At 35.9% G+C, this 19,078-nt stretch carries 20 protein-coding genes and 1 pseudogene; 17 read left to right on the forward strand and 4 right to left on the reverse strand.

Going from position 1 to position 19,078, the window contains the following annotated elements:
- Positions 1–34: 34 nt before the first annotated feature.
- Entirely contained in the window at positions 35–1,084 is a 1,050-nt protein-coding gene (gene ytvI / locus F9U64_RS03125; RefSeq protein WP_153401560.1) for a sporulation integral membrane protein YtvI, read from the reverse strand.
- A gap of 94 nt (positions 1,085–1,178) precedes the next feature.
- Positions 1,179–1,544, reverse strand: a complete 366-nt coding sequence (locus F9U64_RS03130) for a YugN family protein (RefSeq protein WP_153401561.1) — start codon at positions 1,542–1,544, stop codon at positions 1,179–1,181.
- 151 nt (positions 1,545–1,695) lie between these two features.
- Here F9U64_RS03130 and F9U64_RS03135 point away from each other — a divergent pair, with 151 nt between their 5' ends.
- From F9U64_RS03135 to coaD, 7 genes and pseudogenes are all read left to right on the forward strand, one after another.
- Complete coding sequence (locus F9U64_RS03135) at positions 1,696–2,721, forward strand: CAP domain-containing protein (RefSeq protein WP_194287268.1); 1,026 nt, start codon at positions 1,696–1,698, stop codon at positions 2,719–2,721.
- A gap of 92 nt (positions 2,722–2,813) precedes the next feature.
- Complete coding sequence (ylbD, locus tag F9U64_RS03140) at positions 2,814–3,224, forward strand: spore coat protein YlbD (protein ID WP_194287269.1); 411 nt, start codon at positions 2,814–2,816, stop codon at positions 3,222–3,224.
- 10 nt (positions 3,225–3,234) lie between these two features.
- Positions 3,235–3,468, forward strand: coding sequence for a YlbE-like family protein (locus F9U64_RS03145; protein WP_153401564.1), 234 nt, complete (start codon positions 3,235–3,237; stop codon positions 3,466–3,468).
- 64 nt (positions 3,469–3,532) lie between these two features.
- Positions 3,533–3,973 carry a YlbF/YmcA family competence regulator gene (locus F9U64_RS03150; RefSeq protein ID WP_153401565.1) on the forward strand — a complete coding sequence of 147 codons (441 nt, stop codon included), beginning with the start codon at positions 3,533–3,535 and terminating at the stop codon, positions 3,971–3,973.
- A 24-nt stretch (positions 3,974–3,997) separates the two neighbouring features.
- Entirely contained in the window at positions 3,998–4,273 is a 276-nt protein-coding gene (locus tag F9U64_RS03155; RefSeq protein WP_153401566.1) for a YlbG family protein, read from the forward strand.
- A gap of 250 nt (positions 4,274–4,523) precedes the next feature.
- A pseudogene (gene rsmD, locus F9U64_RS03160) lies at positions 4,524–5,081 on the forward strand (16S rRNA (guanine(966)-N(2))-methyltransferase RsmD); the annotation flags it as partial.
- Between the two features lie 6 nt (positions 5,082–5,087).
- Positions 5,088–5,573, forward strand: a complete 486-nt coding sequence (gene coaD, locus F9U64_RS03165; RefSeq protein ID WP_153401568.1) for a pantetheine-phosphate adenylyltransferase — start codon at positions 5,088–5,090, stop codon at positions 5,571–5,573.
- On the opposite strand, the gene ylbJ is transcribed toward coaD, so the two are convergent.
- On the reverse strand, positions 5,564–6,757 hold the full coding sequence (ylbJ, locus tag F9U64_RS03170) for a sporulation integral membrane protein YlbJ (RefSeq protein ID WP_228275576.1): 1,194 nt from the start codon (positions 6,755–6,757) through the stop codon (positions 5,564–5,566). The two genes, coaD and ylbJ, sit on opposite strands and share 10 nt — an antisense overlap.
- A 140-nt stretch (positions 6,758–6,897) precedes the next feature.
- Here ylbJ and F9U64_RS03175 point away from each other — a divergent pair, with 140 nt between their 5' ends.
- The gene (locus tag F9U64_RS03175) at positions 6,898–7,920 is read left to right on the forward strand and encodes a SepM family pheromone-processing serine protease (RefSeq protein WP_153401569.1); all 1,023 of its coding nucleotides are present in this window, start codon (positions 6,898–6,900) and stop codon (positions 7,918–7,920) included.
- Between the two features lie 17 nt (positions 7,921–7,937).
- Here F9U64_RS03175 and F9U64_RS03180 read toward each other — a convergent pair whose 3' ends face one another.
- Positions 7,938–9,137, reverse strand: a complete 1,200-nt coding sequence (locus tag F9U64_RS03180) for a nucleotidyltransferase (protein ID WP_153401570.1) — start codon at positions 9,135–9,137, stop codon at positions 7,938–7,940.
- A gap of 184 nt (positions 9,138–9,321) precedes the next feature.
- On the opposite strand from F9U64_RS03180, the gene F9U64_RS03185 reads away from it, so the two are divergent.
- The 9 genes from F9U64_RS03185 to F9U64_RS03225 all read left to right on the forward strand — a co-directional run bounded on the left by F9U64_RS03185 (position 9,322) and on the right by F9U64_RS03225 (position 19,023).
- Positions 9,322–9,834, forward strand: a complete 513-nt coding sequence (locus F9U64_RS03185) for a YceD family protein (protein ID WP_153401571.1) — start codon at positions 9,322–9,324, stop codon at positions 9,832–9,834.
- A 23-nt stretch (positions 9,835–9,857) separates the two neighbouring features.
- Positions 9,858–10,031 (forward strand): 50S ribosomal protein L32, encoded by a 174-nt coding sequence (gene rpmF, locus F9U64_RS03190; RefSeq protein WP_153401572.1) that lies wholly within the window; start codon positions 9,858–9,860, stop codon positions 10,029–10,031.
- 297 nt (positions 10,032–10,328) lie between these two features.
- A complete protein-coding gene (locus F9U64_RS03195) occupies positions 10,329–10,781 on the forward strand; it encodes an RsfA family transcriptional regulator (RefSeq protein WP_153401573.1) in 453 nt (150 codons plus the stop codon).
- A gap of 391 nt (positions 10,782–11,172) precedes the next feature.
- Positions 11,173–12,795 carry a bacillithiol biosynthesis cysteine-adding enzyme BshC gene (bshC, locus tag F9U64_RS03200; protein WP_153401574.1) on the forward strand — a complete coding sequence of 541 codons (1,623 nt, stop codon included), beginning with the start codon at positions 11,173–11,175 and terminating at the stop codon, positions 12,793–12,795.
- Positions 12,796–13,029: 234 nt separating this feature from the next.
- The gene (mraZ, locus tag F9U64_RS03205) at positions 13,030–13,461 is read left to right on the forward strand and encodes a division/cell wall cluster transcriptional repressor MraZ (RefSeq protein ID WP_153401575.1); all 432 of its coding nucleotides are present in this window, start codon (positions 13,030–13,032) and stop codon (positions 13,459–13,461) included.
- A gap of 38 nt (positions 13,462–13,499) precedes the next feature.
- Positions 13,500–14,477 carry a 16S rRNA (cytosine(1402)-N(4))-methyltransferase RsmH gene (gene rsmH / locus F9U64_RS03210; protein WP_194287270.1) on the forward strand — a complete coding sequence of 326 codons (978 nt, stop codon included), beginning with the start codon at positions 13,500–13,502 and terminating at the stop codon, positions 14,475–14,477.
- Positions 14,477–14,860 (forward strand): cell division protein FtsL, encoded by a 384-nt coding sequence (gene ftsL / locus F9U64_RS03215; protein WP_153401577.1) that lies wholly within the window; start codon positions 14,477–14,479, stop codon positions 14,858–14,860. Before rsmH ends, ftsL begins: the two co-directional genes overlap by 1 nt.
- 10 nt (positions 14,861–14,870) lie before the next feature.
- Positions 14,871–17,021, forward strand: coding sequence for a penicillin-binding protein (locus tag F9U64_RS03220; RefSeq protein ID WP_153401578.1), 2,151 nt, complete (start codon positions 14,871–14,873; stop codon positions 17,019–17,021).
- Between the two features lie 76 nt (positions 17,022–17,097).
- The gene (locus tag F9U64_RS03225; protein ID WP_153401579.1) at positions 17,098–19,023 is read left to right on the forward strand and encodes a stage V sporulation protein D; all 1,926 of its coding nucleotides are present in this window, start codon (positions 17,098–17,100) and stop codon (positions 19,021–19,023) included.
- Positions 19,024–19,078 lie beyond the last annotated feature (55 nt).

Raw genomic sequence — 19,078 nt, forward strand, 5'->3', positions numbered from 1 at the left:
CGGTACACGGTAGTTTTTTCATTTGGGGATAGTATTAAATTTTGAAATTCCACTTAATAATACCTGCTTCTTTTGCTGAGTTAAAAGCGATAACTAATATTGGTCCTACAATAAAACCTAGAATTCCCAATAACTGAAGACCTATATACATCGCAATCAGTGTAGCAAGTGGTGATAATCCAATATGCTGTCCCATAACTTTCGGCTCTACTGTACGTCTGATGGCAAGCAGTATAACAGCAAGTATTGATAACTGTATCCCCATGGAAGGATCTCCGGCAATAAACATATATAATGCCCATGGACCTAATATAACAATGGATCCGATGATTGGTATAAAATCAATTATCCAAATTATGAATGACATTAGCAGCGCATATTCAGGCACTATAATTAACAGACCTATTAACGAGACAATGAAAATAATTATACTGACGAGAAATTGTGCTTTAAAAAAACCTAATATGACGTAAGATAATCTTGCGTTCATAAATTTAACTTTTTCCGATGTTTCTTCTGTTAAATGGCTATATGCTCCTGCTTTTAGTTTCGGAATTTCAAGCATAAATAAAAATAATGCGATGAAATAAACAAGTAAACTAACAAGCAATTCAGGGATGGACCCTACTACTTTTGCTAAGCTCGTGAGCCCATTTTGGATAGTGGTACTGAAAGACATCATCATGGATTCAAAGTTGTTTACTGCATTATTCACGTATTTTTGTGGTAAATCTTTTGTCAAATGAGATAATTCTTTTTCCCAAACTTCTATCTGGTCAGTTAATTGAACAATATAGTCAGGAACATTTTCGGCAAGATTAACAACCTGTGTCACTGTTTTTGTGATAGCGTATGTACCAATTACGGTAAACAGTAGGATAAACAGCAGAAAAACGATTATTACCGCCAGCTTCCTGTTTATTTTTAACCGCTCAATAAACCATCTAATAAGAGGATTTAACACTAATGCAGTAAAAAATGCTAAAATCAAAGGAATAGACACTGGTAATACAAAGTAACCGATAATGATTGTTACTAAAATGATCAAAAATATTTTCCAATATTTCTTTGTAAAATTCTTCATTAAGTAATGTAAGAGCTCCTTCCAATTTCATAAAGGTATTTTTTAAAAAAACGGCTGTAAAGTAACAGCCGAAGTAAGTATGTATATAAACAAATTATTTAGCAAAAGGCTCTATGTTTGCTTTTATATTTTCAATAATATTTGTTGAACGCTTAACAAGTGTTTCAGGAAATTCTTCATTTTCTCCATATTCAATACCATGTGGATAGTAATGTTTACCTAGTAAAGGTCTCATTAATTTTATTACAGCATCTCCTCTGTCCACATCACCTTCTACGGCATAACCTTGTATACGAATATAATAGGTAATATTTTTCTCTGGTGAACCTACTTTATAATCATAAGTTACACGTTCATAATCCCATTGTGACGCTAAGACGAAATTAGCATTCTCCAAGGCTTTGTTTAACGGTTTCAAATCAACTAATAGATCTTCTATTCCTGTGTCTAAAATCTCCACAATATTTCACCCCATCTAATATTATTACTAAAACTATAATAGTATGAATTGTTGAAAGATGCAATTTATATTCAACAATCTGTATTAAAAAACTCCTTAAAGCTATATATTCTAGTATAACCTATTTTTCTAAAGGATGGTGTGTGAATATATGAAAAAGATATTAATTTTTTTGCTAGTCTCTATCACAATCGTTTTCTTCTTTTTACTTAGCAGAGAGGAACTGTTACTGGGGAAAACTCAATTAAGTAAAGTGACAGAAATAGCAAAAAAAGAAGAGGTGAATGAAGATCATCCTAGTATCAGGTACAGTAATTCACTTTGGAATTATCTTGGAAATAATATAGAAGAATTTGAAATAGAATTCGGTAAAGCTGTCCGAACAGACCCAACCATATATGGATATGAATGGAAAATATATCATAATCAAAATTATTATGTTCAGGTAGGAGTAATGGATAAAAAAATTGTTACATTATACACGAACACACAGGAAATGGATTTAAGACCGTTTGCAATTGGGCAAACTTATGAGGAATTAAAAGGCAATCATGACCTGAATAATACAATTGAGTTTGATCATTTAAGATTTAAACTTACTGAAGAAGATATAAAGGAACGACCTGTTGTTAAGTTAGACGAAAATAAATTTGCACAGATATACATCGATATTTATACGGAACAAATTGCAGGTATAAGATTTATGAATAAAGATGTGTTCGAAATGCAAAAGCCATATGAGGTTTATTATTATGGAAATATCAAGGAAAGTACAAATCCTGTCGGGGACAAATGGAAAAAGATTGAAGCAGGGATGGATCAGCAGATATTTGATTTAACAAACGAAGTAAGAAAAAGTTATGGTTTTGGTTTATTAAAATGGGATGATAAAGCTAGTACAGCTGCCAAAGCACACAGTAAAGATATGGAACAGCAAAATTATTTCTCACATTACCGATTAAATGGGGATGGTTTACAAGAAAGATTAATGGAAGCTGGTGCTTATTACTTATCAGCCGGGGAAAATATTGCAGCAAATTATGTTGACGTTCCAGCAGTTATGCATGGCTGGCTAAACAGTGAAGGGCATAGGGAAGCATTGTTGAAAAAGGAATATACCCATTTGGGGACAGGGACATTTAAATTATATTATACTCAAAATTTCCTCGAAAAATAAATTGACTGTGCTATTAACATGATTTAAAGAATCATCATAAGCTAAATAGAGAAAAGTATTTAGTGAAGTTGGAGGAAAAAGGGAGTGATATCGTGACGAAAGAACTTTCCCCTTCTATACGTCAATTTAAAGTTTTTTTACAAAGTAATCCACACGTTATCAAAGCTATCCGTTCTAAAGAGGTAGATCTTCAGGACTGCTATGAACAATTTATATTATTAGGGGAAGAAGACCATATTTGGGAACAGTATAAAGAAAGAAAAACAAATAAAGATGACGAAGAAGATGAAAAAAAAGCAAGGACTGATGATAAGACATTTAGTAAGTGGATGGCTAAGATAAATTCATTAGATTTGAACAGTGTAGAGAAGCATATTCATGATCTGAATGGTGCAATTGACCAAGTAGTGAAAGTTATTGATCAATATAAGCAATTCACTAGTGGAAATAATGAGCAATCATCACCAGTGAGAGATCCGTTCTCATTTCGTATGAGAGATTAGGGGGTTTACGGTGGAGCCGGAAATCTATTACTTTTTAGAAAAACGACAGGATTTGTGGAATTTTATTCGAAAAAACCCGGAATGGTATCGCAATTTATCAAGGGATGCCAGCAGGATCAGTGAAATGGAGCAGTTAGCGAAGCAATATTATGGAAGAACTGTTCCGCAAAGATTGGAAAAAGCACAACATAACATACAATTAGTAAGAATGTTAATAGATATGGCAGGGGCATTTCGCGATTAAGAAAAAACCCTGCCTCTTTTATTTTTTCCAAATTGTTGATATGATACATAGTGGAGGTGTTAATATGTTAGCAACGATGGAAATTGTTGATATTATAGATAAATCAGAAACATTAGGTCAAATTGTATTACAATCAGATGTAAAACAAGCGTTTGACGAAGCGAAGGAAAAGATGGAGAAAGATCAACAAGCACAAGCTTTGATCAAAAACTTCAATAAGATAAAGGATTTGTATGAAGAAGTGGAGAGGTTTGGACGTTATCATCCTGATTATAGTACAATAATGAAAGAGATTCGTACAGCAAAGCGGGAAATGGATATGCATGAAACAATTGCAGCGTATAAAGCAGCTGAAACACAACTGCAGAGTTTATTAGATGAGGTAAGTGAGATTATCGCTTTTAGTGTAAGTGATAAAGTAAAAGTGCCGAAAGACGGTGCAGTATTCACAGATGGAGGCTGCGGTTGTGGATCTGGCGGAGGCTGTGGCTGCAAAGCGTCGTAACTTTGGAAAAAGGAAGGAAGAAGAATGTTAACAAAACGACAAGCAATTATTGTATGGTTTCATCATATGAAAAATGTGAAACAACTTAAAAGACATGGTCATCTTATTCATGTTTCCAAAAAGTTAAAGTATGCGGTAATTTATGTTAATCAGAATAATTATGATGAAGCGGTTCGTATGTTTAATCGATTACCTTATGTGACGAAAGTAGATCAATCCTATAAACCATTTATCAAAACGGATTACGAAAATGCTTCGGTGGATAAGGCAAAAGAATACGATTATAAAATGGGAATATAAAAAATACCTGCAACTCATATGAGCTGCAGGTTTCTTTTTATTTTCACTTTCGAAAATAAAAAGAATAAAGGGAGAGGAGAAACCGGAGGAAGAACTTATGGGGAATGGTAAGTCTTCTCCGAATATAAGCAACAATTTGTTGCTCTACATAGAGTTTGTACTATATTGATTTACTTTATACATCAAAATTTGAGGAAATAGAATTTCCGTGCTATAGTAAGGTAGATTTTACTCGCGGAAAGAAGGGTATAAATTGAGAATTATCGCAGGAAAATATAAAGGGCATCGTATTCAAGCTGTTCCGAACAAACTAACCAGACCAACAACGGATAAAGTAAAAGAGTCTCTTTTTCATATGATCGGTCCATTTTTTGATGGAGGGGTTTGTTTAGATTTGTTTGCAGGAAGCGGCTCGCTGGCAATTGAGGCGTTAAGCCGTGGTATGGAGAAAGCTATCTTAGTTGATAAACAGCCAAAAGCAATCACAACAATCAAATCAAATGTGAGTCTTCTTCGGCTGGAGGAGCAAGTGGAAGTATACCGGAATGATGCAGTAAGAGCACTTAAAGCAATTAAAAAAAGAGAGCTGAAATTTGATATTATTTTTCTTGATCCTCCATACTATAAGACATCTTATGAAAAATTGCTGGAAACCATTCATGAATATGATTTGCTGGTAAAGGATGGATTAATTGTGTGTGAGCATGATACTGCATATGATTTAGATGTTACGCTTTCTCATTATCATATATTAAAACAAGAAAAGCTTGGAAATACAACAGGGATCACGATCTTTCAGAAAGGGTGACATACAATGACAAGATTAGCTATTTGTCCAGGAAGCTTTGATCCAGTTACATATGGCCATCTCGATATTATTCAGAGAGGGGCAAAAATTTTCGATGAAGTTATTGTAGCAGTTTTTAATAATCAATCTAAATCACCATTATTTACAGTGGAAGAGAGAGTAAAACTTTTAGAAGAATCAACAAAAGACATAGGGAATGTCAGGGTGGATTCTTGCAACGGCTTGTTGATGGATTATGCCAGAAGTCAAAACGCCCAAGCAGTTTTAAGAGGACTTCGGGCTGTTACTGATTTTGAATATGAAATGCAAATTACTTCCATGAACCGGAAATTAAATGAAGAGATTGAGACATTTTTTATGATGACAAATAACCAGTACTCCTTTTTAAGTTCTAGTATGGTGAAAGAAGTTGCCAAATATAATGCAAATGTCTCTGATCTCGTACCATCTATCGTAGAAAATGCTTTACGTAAGAAATTTCATTATGAGTAAGTTTTTTTATTGATAACCAGCACAAGGAACAGCATTAAGCTGATGATGGTTATGATGATACCGGTATTCTGAAATATTACATAAAGGTTATTTGCCTGGTCAGCTATGTGCTGGCTCCAGACAGGAAATGCAGTTTGGCTTGAAGTTGTTACATATACTGGTTTATATAATAAAATAACAAGAATCGATGCAAATAGACCATGGAGCAGCCTTGCACAAAAATAAGGGAAAAATCTTATGTCAGTCTCAGCTAACAGGCTTGCGACTTGGGCCTGTACGGATAAACCATTGAAAGCAAGAATAAATGATAACAAAATTGCCTGAATAAGAATACTATCATTTTCAGCAAGTGCTATCTCTTGTGCACCCAGAGTAATTTCAAATAATCCTGATAAGAAAGATGGAGCCAGTTCTGTCGGCAATTGGAAGAACTGCAGAATAAATGCAATAAACTTAGCAAAGACTGCCAGTATGTTTACTTCTTGAAAAATACGGGTAAGAACAGAAAATAATGTGATAAAACCACCAATTAAAAGTAAAGTATTGATGGAATGAATGATAGCATCACCGAGTATTTTTCCTAATGGTCTATTATCATTCATTCTTGTCTCATACAATTTTTGAAAGGCCTTTTTAATCGAAAAGGGTTCTTTTTTTCTTGTTGATCTTATATCTCGTTTGTAGAATCTCATACATATTCCTACAAGAAAGTTGCTGAAGTAATGGGTGATGGCTAACAATATACCTAGCTGCTGGTTATGAAAAAAACCAATCGAAACAGCCCCGATAATAAATAAGGGGTTCGAGGCATTTGTAAACGAAACCAATCGCTCTGCTTCTATCTTTGATAATTGGTTTTCTTGTCGTAAACGAACGGTAAATTTCGCACCAGAAGGATATCCACTCGCCATGCCCATTGCCCATACAAATCCTCCCACCCCCGGTACATTAAATAAAGGCCTCATGACCGGTTCAAATAATACCCCAATAAAATGTACCACACCAAATGCAATAAATAATTCTGCCACAATAAAAAATGGAAGAAGTGATGGAAAAACAACAGATGCCCACATTTCAATACCTCTTTTGCTTGCTTCTAATACGGATTGAGGGAAAATAATGATAGAAGAAGCAATAAAAAGGGCAAATAGGGCATACATAATAGAAATGGCTCTAAATTTCACACGTATCCTCCTTGTTTAATACATTTCTGTACGATTAGTAAAAGAAGTAGTACAATGATTATGGTGATAGCTTGTCTTTTTCAAATATATGATGGCATGGCTGAATATATACATTATCGTAACTCAGAGAGGGCGATGGCATGAAATTACAATGGATTAAATTTGGTTCTTTTTTAACAGCGATATTACTTGTAGGGTTATTCTTTACATATCAACTTCCCTATTATATTTATAAGCCGGGAAGTGCTGATCCTTTAAATCCGATCGTAGCTGTAGAAAACGGATATGAAAGCGAGGGAGAGATGCACCTTGTGACAATTCAAGGTGGACAGGCTACTCCTTTTTATTATCTTTTGGCAAAAATAAGAGATTATCATCAAATTGTACCAATAGAAGATGTATATTATGATGGAATTTCTGAAGAAGAATACTTGCAGATGAATTTAATGGCGATGGAGAACTCTCAGGAGGCGTCTACTGTTGTTGCGTATGAAGCGGCACAGGCGGATATAGAGATACAATACGCCGGTGTCTATGTTGTTTCAGTTGTAGATGATATGCCAGCAGAGGGTGTTCTAAGGCCAGGTGACCGGATTACTAAGATTGATGGTAAGGCTATTGCAGAAGCAAACGACCTGATCGATTATGTTCAGACGAAAGAAGCGGGTGATCAGATTCATTTATCGATTATAAGAGATGAGGAGCCGATAGCAGAACAAATAACATTAGTTCCATTACAACAGCTTAATGGAATGCCTGGAATAGGGATAAAACTCGTAACTGATCGAAAAGTTTCTGAAAATCCCGAAATCACATTTTCCAGCGGAGAAATTGGCGGACCAAGTGCTGGATTAATGTTTGCCTTGGAAATTTATGACCAATTAACAGAAGAAGATATAACTAAAGGTTATCAAATTGCCGGTACAGGAGAAGTCGATTATGAAGGGAATGTTGGCAGAATTGGCGGGATTGATAAAAAGGTAATTGCTGCAGATAAGGCTGATAATAAAATCTTTTTTGCTCCAAATGAAGGAGGAAGGGAAGATTCAAATTATCACGTAGCAAAACAAGTAGCAGAGGATATTAATAGTGATATGGAAATAGTCCCTGTTGATACATTCTATGACGCATTGGAACACCTGCAGGCATTACCGGAAGGATGAAATTGATTAGAGAGACTTTAAGCCATCATATAAGGTGGCTTAAAGTCTTGTTTTTTAGCAGTATGCTGCTTCTCTATTGATAGTATACTGTAGTAAGCAGACGCGATCCTGTTATCAAAGTCGTGATCAGGATAAGGCTTCTTATTGCTTGTGAAAAATTTCTGATCATATTGTTTTAAATAATTTAAGTACTTTATTCCAGTAGGAGACATAGCCAGAATCCGGAGTGGAGGAGGTACATGTAATTTAGCTTCTATCTCATCTTTCGTTGTATTTGTCAGGATATTTGCAAAAATTCTTTGCAGGCTTGTCCACGTATAACGCTTTGTTTTCATTTTTCTCATCAACTGCTGAAAATCAGTAGCTTCTCTTATCGAAGATATTATTCTGTTCTCAAGCCCTTCTTTTATCCCGTGGATCTTTTTTAAATCATCTGTTTCCATTGTCAATATTCGATAATATAAATAAGAATAATACTGTTCCCATTCGTGCCAGCAGCCAAAAGCACTTTTATATTGATTGAGTATTTCTGTTGTTTCTGCGGGAACTGTTTCTGAAAGGTCTGATTCCTTGTCAACTGTCAATAATTCTTTGCGAATACTGGTAGCACTGGCGAAAGGTATAGATATTTGCCTGTCGTGATAGTTGTTTTGCTGTCTCTTAACCGTTAACGGTTGGATTGCTGGATCAATCTGTAAAATTTTACTTACATATTGTGTGCCTAATATGTTATTTGGTTGTGTGAAATCTAATGATAAATGTTCTCCGCCAATTTGTCTGAATGCAAGTTCATTTGCCCTTGGATAGGAGTTTCCTTTGTTTAAAGCTTGCTTCAAATGATAATGAAACTCCGTGAAGTTGTTTTTTAACAAATTTATCATTTCCAAAAAGCCTGTTATATCCCCATGCTCGCTGCCAAAACAAATATGATCGGCCTTTAATGTACTTAGAAGCTTAATTGCACCTTCAGCAAATAATTCACTGTGCTGAACAGCATAATAATAAGGCAGTTCAATAACTAAATCAGCCCCTTGAGAGACTGCAAGCTTTGCTCGGTGATGTTTATCAATAATGGCTGGTTCTCCTCTTTGCAGGAAGTTTCCGCTCATAACAGCAATCATACAATCTGCATTTGATGCTTGTTGTGACTGATCTAAATGGTATTTATGTCCATTGTGAAATGGATTGTATTCTACAATTAATCCACATCCTCGCATGATTTAACCTCCAAACATTGCAAAATTATGATACACTTGTTAAAGTGATGATAAAGGTATATTTATATGGTCTTGTAATAAATTATAGCATATATCCTGCTTTTTTCTGTTACTGTAAAGAAAATATGTTGACAAAAAGCTAATTTCCTTTTAAAATATTTCTTGTTGCCTTGAGGTGATTCTTATGAAAATTTCATTACAAAAATTAAAACAATCCCATGGTAATCCATTATCATTTGATGAAAGTGTAGATGTTTCAGAATTGGAACAGTTAGACAATGATATCAGGAAAATTGATCCAGTTCAGGTGAAAGGAACTGCCAGAATTGATGGCACGGATATCACTTGTGATTTCGACATTTCCGGTCAAATGATTTTACCTTGTGCAAGAACTTTAGTTGATGTACCGTATCCATTTACGATACATGCTGTTGAGACCTTTACAACGTCTTCTTATATGAGTAATGAGGGAGATGTCCATAAAGTTGATTCAGAGGTGCTTGACTTAGACCCTTATATCAAGGAAAATATAATCTTAGAGATACCTTTCCGTGTGTTTGCTGATGATGAAGTATTAGAAGCAAACACCATTGCTGAAGGTGAAGGTTGGACACTAATGACAGAGGAACAAAACGAGCAGAAAGTTGATCCTCGTCTTGAAAAGTTAAAAGCCTTATTAGATGACAACAATAATTGATCTCTTTAAAGGAGGTGTAATGCATGGCAGTACCTAAGCAAAGAACTTCAAAAAAAGTAAAAAGACAAAGACGTACACATAAAAAGTTACATGTACCTGGAATGGTAGAATGTTCAAATTGTGGTGACTTAACAAAGCCGCACCATGTATGTAAATCTTGTGGACACTATGATGGAAAAGAAGTAGTGGCTCAATAATTTATATAACGTGTACTAAGAAATAGTGGGAGCAGATAATCTGTTCCCACTATTTTTTTATTTATATAAAGAGAACAGAAAGCTGAAATCAGTATATTTACATATCGAACATCCTTCACAAGGTTAGTCTGTGTAATTGTCAGAATATTATTTTTAAGAAGAGTTGGCCTAAATTATAATGGTGGAATCTGTCTGATTGTGTTTCTTTCTTACTTGATTGCTATTTTTATTATAAAAAAATTCTATCTCATCTATTATTTGCATACATTGATAGCAGGAAATAGAGGAGGTGGCTAGATGCAAGGACATCGCCAGGATGCTTGGACAAAAGATGAAGATATTATACTAGCTGAAACGGTATTGCATTATATCAGGGAAGGAAAAACACAGTTAGAGGCATTTAAAGAAGCAGGGAACAAATTATCCAGAACTTCAGCTGCATGTGGGTTCAGGTGGAATGCAACTCTCAGAAAACACTATGAACAGGCAATACAGTTAGCGAAAAGCAATCGAAAGAAAGCTAGTACTTATGCAGAGGTGGAGGTGTTGCAAGATTCAGGTCAGCCGAACTTCACAGAGGTGATTCAATCCCTTGAGAAAATATCCCAATACTATCAGACAATCGATCAGGCAAAAAAATGTAAAGAGTTAGAAGAAGAGAACAGAGATTTAATTGAGAAACTGCAATTATCTAATCATTTATTGGAAGAAATTAAAAAAATACTATCCAAATGGGAAGAACAACGATAAAGGAAAATTTTGGGCAGTGGATGTTGCGAATGATCATTAGCGAAACTTATCAGATTATTTATCGATCTCCCCAAAAGAAATACAACCACATAGCGCTGAGATAATTAGATAAATGAAACTTCATCTTCTGATGGAGTTTTCTTCTTTACACAAGGAATTTAAAATTTCTGCAAGGATGTTTTGATCACCCTAGTAGAAATTTGGAAGTTACAAGTATAAGAAAAACTAACCCATTCGCATACAGATGAGTGAATGCGGGTTTTTTAAAAGGGTTCATTTGATACTAGAATAAAAGGCTGCAAACAAAATGTGTGCGTTTAGGTTCTGAATTATGTAAAATACTAATGAACTAATACATATTTTATACGAAAAATAAAGGAGCCTGTTATTGATGCATGTTGAACAAATAACACTCAATTCATCTAATAAATTTCTAACAGATTATTATAGCCACAAATCTGAATTAATGGATCATTTTGATTATAAACCTTATTCCGATAATGTATTTAAGCAAAGAGTCAGTGATCTAAAAGAAATGGATTTTGAAAGAGAAGATTTAGCAGATGTATTAGAGAAATTAAATTACAAGTGGGGAGCCTCACCAAAAACTCTGGAAAATATCATCAGATTAAAAGAGCCTGAAAGTGTTGTGGTAATTGGCGGTCAGCAAGCTGGTCTTTTAGGCGGTCCATTATATACTATACATAAAATTATTTCGATTCTTCATTTAGCCAAAGAGCAAGAGTCAAAACTGAATATCCCAGTCATACCCGTATTTTGGATTGCCGGGGAAGACCATGATTATGATGAAATTAATCATATATACTTGCCGGAAGAGACGAAAATGCAAAAACTGATATGGAAAGATAAATGGAATGAAAAAATGTCTATTTCGGGACGTGAATTAAAATTGGATCAAGGAATGACCTGGCTTAATAACATATTTTCAAACTTGGAAGAAACTTCTTATAGTAAAGCTTTGTATCAGAAAGTTAAGCATATAATGAATGAATCTGATACAATAGTCGATTTTTTTGCTCGATTTATTCATGAACTTTTCAGAGATACAGGAATTGTTTTAATTGATTCAGGAGATCAGCAAGTGAGACAGCTGGAGAAGAAATATTTTAAAGCGCTAATTGAAAATCAAGCTGAATTCAGCAAAGGCGTTTTTCAATGTTTACAGAGTATGAGGATGAAGCGGTATCACGTTTCCGTAGATGTAGAAGAAGATGATGGTCATTTATTTTATCACCATAACGGTCAGAGAATTTTATTGAAACGAGATGGAACTGATTGGGTAGGCAAGAATGAGGAGTGCCGTCTTTCTCATAAGGATATGTTGGAAATTGCCGATAAACAGCCACAGTTACTTAGTAATAATGTAGTGACAAGACCGGTGATGCAAGAAAGTCTTTTTCCGACATTAGCATTTTTGGGCGGAACAAGTGAAGTGGCATATTGGTCTATTCTAAAACCAGTATTTCAGAGCTTAAATATGAAAATGCCTCCAGTACTACCACGCATGTCGATAACGATTGTGGAGAGAAAAATTCAAAAACTGATGGATCATTTTGCGATAAAGTTAGAAGAAGTCATAACACATGGAGTGACAAATCAGAAACAATACTGGTTGGAATCACAATCGGAACCACCTGTTGATTTGTTAACTGCCCAAGTGAAACAAATGATTGCATCAGCTCACAATCCATTAGTTGTACATGCAAAACAATTGAAACCAGATGTAGGGCAGTATGCAGAGAAAAATTTACAATATATCTTGGATCATGTCGAGCAGTTAACAAAAAGGATGAAAAAAGAAATTGAATCCAAGTATGATAAAGAGCTCAATCATTTTAATAATATTTCAATGCATTTCAAACCAGAAGAAGGATTGCAGGAGAGAACCTGGAACATCATATATTACTTAAACAATTACGGGCCGGAATTTATGAAGGAAATCATTTCTCAGGATTATAAAATGGAGGGTGGCCATCAAGTAGTCTATTTATGATAATGTATTGATCCACTGACTGAGATCTAGTAAAAACTAGGTCTCTTTTTTTTGTGGAGTTTTTTCACAAATGGATTTCTTTGTGTTGCGAATAATCACTAACAATGATATGAAAATAGGTAATACTACCCTAAAAGCAGGACTATTTTACCAACTATTTATAATCTGCAATTTTTTAGTGGAGTGAAGTGGGGGTATGTGGTACGATAATGGGAGAAAGTGGGGTGCGCTAGTATGTTCATGGGTGAATATCAGCATAATATTGATGATAAAGGCCGCATAATTGTTCCTTCAAAATTTCGTGAGAACTTAGGATCCCAGTTTGTGCTAACCCGCGGCTTAGATCAGTGTTTGTTTGCATACCCGATGGACGAATGGCACCTGCTTGAAGAAAAATTAAAAAAATTACCGTTAACTAAAAAAGATGCTAGAGCATTTACCCGTTTTTTCTTTTCTGGAGCAGTTGAATGTGAATTAGATAAACAGGGAAGAATAAACATCCCGCAAACACTTCGAAAATACGAATTGATTGAAAAGGAATGTTCGGTCATAGGTGTGTCGAATAGAGTCGAATTTTGGTCTGCTGATAAGTGGAGTGATTTTGTGGATGACTCAGAGGATTCTTTTGCAGAATTGGCAGAAAACTTATTGGATTTTGATTTGTAGAAATGATCACAGGAAACAACAAGAATGGAGGTGGCCTCTTGTTTGAGCATTATACAGTACTGAAAAAAGAAACAGTAGATGGATTAAATATTAAACCAGATGGAATTTATGTTGATTGTACGTTAGGCGGTGGGGGGCATTCTTCTTACATACTAGATCAGCTGGATAAAGATGGTCATTTATTTGCATTTGATCAAGATGATGATGCAATCGAGGCGGCAAAGCAACGCCTGGATCAGTACAGTGGACAAGTGACATTTGTAAGAAGCAATTTCAGACATTTAGAGGATGAATTACACAGTAGAGAAGTTGAAACAGTAGATGGTTTCTTATTTGACCTAGGAGTGTCTTCCCCGCAATTAGACCGTGGTGAGAGAGGTTTCAGTTACCAGCATGATGCTCCATTGGATATGAGGATGGATACGGAACGCGAACTTAGTGCATACCACGTTGTTAATGAATGGACTTATGAAGAGCTTGTATCCATTTTCTTCCGATATGGTGAAGAGAAATTTTCCAAACAAATAGCGCGAAAGATTGAAGCAGAAAGAAAGCAAAAATCAATTGAAACAACCTTTGAACTTGTCGATATTATAAAAGAAGCTATACCTGCCCCTGCGAGAAGGAAAGGTGGACATCCGGCAAAAAGAATTTTTCAAGCGATAAGGATTGCAGTTAATGATGAATTATCAGCATTTCATGAAGCAATCTATCAAGCAGCATCTATGTTGAATATTGGAGGAAGATTATCTGTAATAACTTTCCACTCATTAGAGGATCGGATTTGTAAACAGGCTTTCAAAAAATGGAGTACAACCCCTCCATTACCCAAGAATCTACCTGTTATTCCAGAAGAATTTCAACCACCATTTAAATTGATTAACAAGAAGCCAATTATTGCTTCAGATGATGAGTTAGAGGAAAATCGCAGATCACGGTCTGCCAAATTAAGAGTAATTGAAAAAGTGAAAGAATGGAACGACAATTTTGGTGAGGAGAAAGGTGGACGAGAATGATGAGTACGCAACATGCGAAAAATTGGCAAATGCAGGAAGACTTGCAGGGCAAAGCACAAGAAAACCAGAAAGTTGTTAAAAAGCAGGTTGTTGTTCATAAGCGCTGGGTAACCCGCGGGGAAAAGTTCATATATACTGTATGTGCAGGTATTCTAATTGCCACACTTACATATATGGTTCACTTTAGTTCTACCTTAGATCAATTAAATCGTGATATTCAGAAAATAAACACAGATATATCGAGTCAGGAAACAATGAATAAAAATCTCTCCTATAAAGTGAAGGAATTAAGTCAGCCTGAACGAATTATTGCCAATGCTAAGGAACATGGATTAGAGTTGAAGAACTCCCAAGTTAAGCAAGCAGATGAAGTAGCAGAGTAAGGTGAGAAAAATGAAAGTAAAGATAGACAAAGTATTACCAATAGTCTGGATTGTAGTATTTGCCATTGCCTTTTTAATTATTGTTGGTCGGTTTCTGGTTATTCAAATAACAGGTGAAGTGGCTGGTGTGGATATAAATAAATTAGCTGATGAAAAAAGAACAAATGAATACAGCATACCGGCACAACGCGGAACGATATATGACCGAAACAGTATGCCACTGGTTCAGGAGCATACTGTTTACCGTTTATACGCTGTTCTTGATGAAGAGTATACAAGTGACCCGCAAACTCCGAGACACGTAAAAGATGTTGAGAAAACAGCAAGGCAATTAGCACCTGTCCTTGACATGGACCAGAGTGCGATTGCAGAAACTTTGAACAAAGGTATTAATGAAGACAGATGGCAGGTGGAGTTTGGTGAAAGCGGCAAGGAGCTTACTCAGCAGCAAAAAGAAGAAATCGAGGATTTGCAATTGCCTGGTTTATATTTTGAAGAGGAAGCTATCCGGTTCTATCCTAATGGTATGTTTGCTTCACGTACACTCGGTTTAACGAATAAGACTGATGGACTGATCACCGGAATAAGTGGTATTGAAAGTTATTATAATGAGGAATTAACAGGTGTTGATGGTCACATTTCTTATCAAAGAGATAAGTTTAACGTAAAGCTGTTAGATCCACATGAAATTGTCCAGGAACCGGAAAACGGTGATAATGTCATTTTAACACTTGATCAAAAAATTCAGACATTGCTGGAAGATTCCATGTCAGAAGTAGTAGAAAACTATAATCCAAACCGTATTTCTGCAGTTGTGATGAATGCAAAAACTGGTGAGATTCTGGCAATGAGTAATCGACCAAGCTATAACCCTAATAATATAGGATCTGTAACTAATTGGTTTAATGATGCTATTTCAACGCCGTTTGAGCCGGGTTCTACTATGAAAATATTTACATTGGCCGCAGCGATTGAAGAAGGTGTCTGGAATCCTGCCGAGACGTTTCAATCTGGTAGCTATAAAGCGGGTGAAAATATTTCAAGAATTGATGACCATAACAATGGTAAAGGTTGGGGACCGATCACTTATTTGGAAGGTATTCAACGGTCATCCAATGTAGCTGCAGCCAAGCTTGCCTATGAGAAAATTGGTCCAGAGAAGTTTTTGGAATATTTACAAGCATTTGATTTTGATAAACTTACAGGTGTTGATTTGTCAGGAGAAGTGGCAGGAGTGATTCAGTACAATTACGCAATTGAGCAAATAACGACATCTTTTGGACAAGGAACTACAACAACTCCTATTCAGCTGATGAAGGCAGCAACTGCTATTGCTAATGAAGGAAAAATGCTAAAACCATATATCATTAAGGAAATAATTGATGCAAATACAGGAAAAGTGCTTCAAGAAGGGCAGCCGGAAGTTGTTGGCGAACCAATTTCCGCTGAAACTGCTAATGAAGCATTAGAAGTGTTAGAAACTGTTGTAACTTCAGAGAATGGAACTGGTTTTAACAGGTATAAATTAGATGGTTACTCTCTTGCAGGAAAGACAGGTACAGCCCAGATACCTGACCCGGAAACAAGAGGATATATGTATGGCCGAAATAACTATGTATTCTCCTTTTTAGGTATGGCTCCTGCGGAAGATCCGGAATTAATTATGTATGTTTCAGTTAAACAGCCAGAATTAAAACCATCTGAGCCAGATTCTGCCCCCGTTTCTTTTATTTTTAATAATGTAATGGAAAATAGTTTGCGTTATATGAATATTGAAACAGATCAAGAGAAAACAAAAGAAATCCCAATCGTTCAAGTGCCTGAATGGAAAAATAAAACAACAAAAGAGGTTGTCAAGCAATTTGAAGCAAAAGGGATAAATCCTGTAGTCATAGGGGATGGCCAAAATGTTGTGAATGTCAGCGTGGAAGCTGGCAGTGAAGTAACATCACATCAGAAAACTCTTATATTAACAGATTCTCCTAAAATGCCGGATATAAAAGGATGGGCTTTAAGAGATATCATGTTATTACAAAGTTTAGTCGGTTTTAAGATGGACTGGTCTGGTGAAGGGTATGTGATTTCACAGAGTTTACAACAGGGAGCCAGTATTTCCAGTAATGACACATTAACAATTGAACTATCAAGTGAAGTAGAATAAATAACCACAGTGTTCTATTCTGTTCGAAATAATCATATATTGGGACAAATGTTTCTTTACTAAAAGGAGTTATGATATGAAACGGATCACCAATATGGTTATTCAGAAGAGAATTGTCACTGTGTTTCTTTTTGCAGTGATTATTATTGGAATTATTCTATTTCGTTTAGGGTATGTCCAATTAATATGGTCAGACTTCTTAATTGGACAAGCGGAAGAATTATGGAGTCGGGATATTGTTTTTGAACCTGAGAGAGGAAAGATTGTTGACCGTAATGGAGAAGTACTTGCAGAGAATGTATCTGCTCCTACTGTAATGGTCGTACCGCGACAAGTAACATCCCATGAACAAACAGCCAAATCACTTGCTGATGCACTTGATATGCCATATGATGCTGCACTGGAAACGATTAAGAAGAATGAGAGAATTGTTATATTGCAGCCAGAAGGCAGAAAGATTTCAGAAGAGAAAGCAATAGCTGTCCAGAATTTAAATTTAGATGGGGTTTATATCGCCGAGGATTCGAAAAGATACTATCCGAAAGGTCCTTATTTGTCCCATGTATTAGGTTTTAGTGGAATAGATAACCAGGGATTGACAGGCCTGGAGTTATCTTATGATGAACAATTAAGCGGAACGGAAGGAAGTTTATCATTCTATAGTGATGCCAAAGGAAAAAAGTTAGCACAGAAAGCTGATAAGTATACGCCTCCTCAGGATGGGATGAATCTTCAATTAACCATTGATCATAAAGTTCAGACTATTATTGAACGTGAATTAGATATTGCAGTAGAAAAATACAACCCTGATAGTGTTGTTGCCATTGCAGTAGATCCTGATAATGGCAGTGTTCTTGGTATGTCATCAAGACCTACTTTTAATCCAGGCAATTATCAGGAAATTGCTGCAGAAGTATACAATCGTAATCTGCCGATTTGGAGTACTTATGAGCCTGGTTCTACTTTTAAAATTATTACCCTGGCAGCTGCTTTGGAAGAAAATAAAGTAGACTTATTAGAAGATGAATATGTTGATGACGGATCAATAGAAGTAGGAGGAACACAGCTTCATTGCTGGAAAAGGGGTGGACATGGCCATCAGACTTTTCTGGAGGTTGTCCAGAATTCATGTAACCCAGGGTTTATCGTAATGGGACAGAAATTAGGAAAAGAAAAACTGTTTTCTTATATCGAAAATTTCGGTTTTGGTTCAAAGACGGGCATTGATTTGCAAGGCGAAGCGAATGGTATTTTATTCAACCTTGAAAGAGTAGGGCCTGTTGAGCTTGCAACAACTTCTTTCGGGCAGGGCGTTTCCGTAACACCTATTCAACAAGTTATGGCAGTATCCGCAGCAGTTAATGGCGGGAATTTATACGAGCCATACATTGTGCAAGCATTACTTGATCCAGTTACCGGGGAAGTTGTGGATAAGAAAGAGCCTGAATTGAAAAGAAGGGTAATCTCGAAAGATACTTCTGAACAAGTAAGAAATGCACTGGAGCATGTTGTTGCTCTTGGTACTGGACGAAATGCATATGTAGAGGGCTACCGAGTTGGCGGAAAAACAGGTACAGCCCAAAAAGTAGGTAAAGACGGCAGATACATGGAAAATAATTATGTGGTATCTTTTATAGGATTTGCTCCGGCAAATGATCCGGAGATTGTGGTGTATGTTGCTGTGGATAATCCAAAAGGAACCGTGCAATTTGGGGGAACGGTAGCTGCTCCAATTGTTGGAACTGTTATAGGAGATAGTTTGCGAGCGCTTGGTGTGGAGAAACAGGACGGTGGCATTGAAAAAGCATACCAGTGGCCAGACACTCCTGCAATTGAGGTGCCAAATCTCATTGGTGCTTCCAAATCTGATTTGCCTGAATATATGATTTCATTGCAAATTGAGACATTAGGTGAAGGGGATTACATTATAGATCAAGCCCCTGCTCCTGGAGAAAAGGTTGAAGAAGGAAGTAAAATCAGAATCGTGCTTGGCGATAAATAGTTAGAAAGATTTATCGATATGTTCACCCACTTTTGGTATAATAGGATAGTTGTAA

It is taken from the genome of Gracilibacillus oryzae, from assembly GCF_009498735.1.
Taxonomy (GTDB): domain Bacteria; phylum Bacillota; class Bacilli; order Bacillales; family Amphibacillaceae; genus Gracilibacillus; species Gracilibacillus oryzae.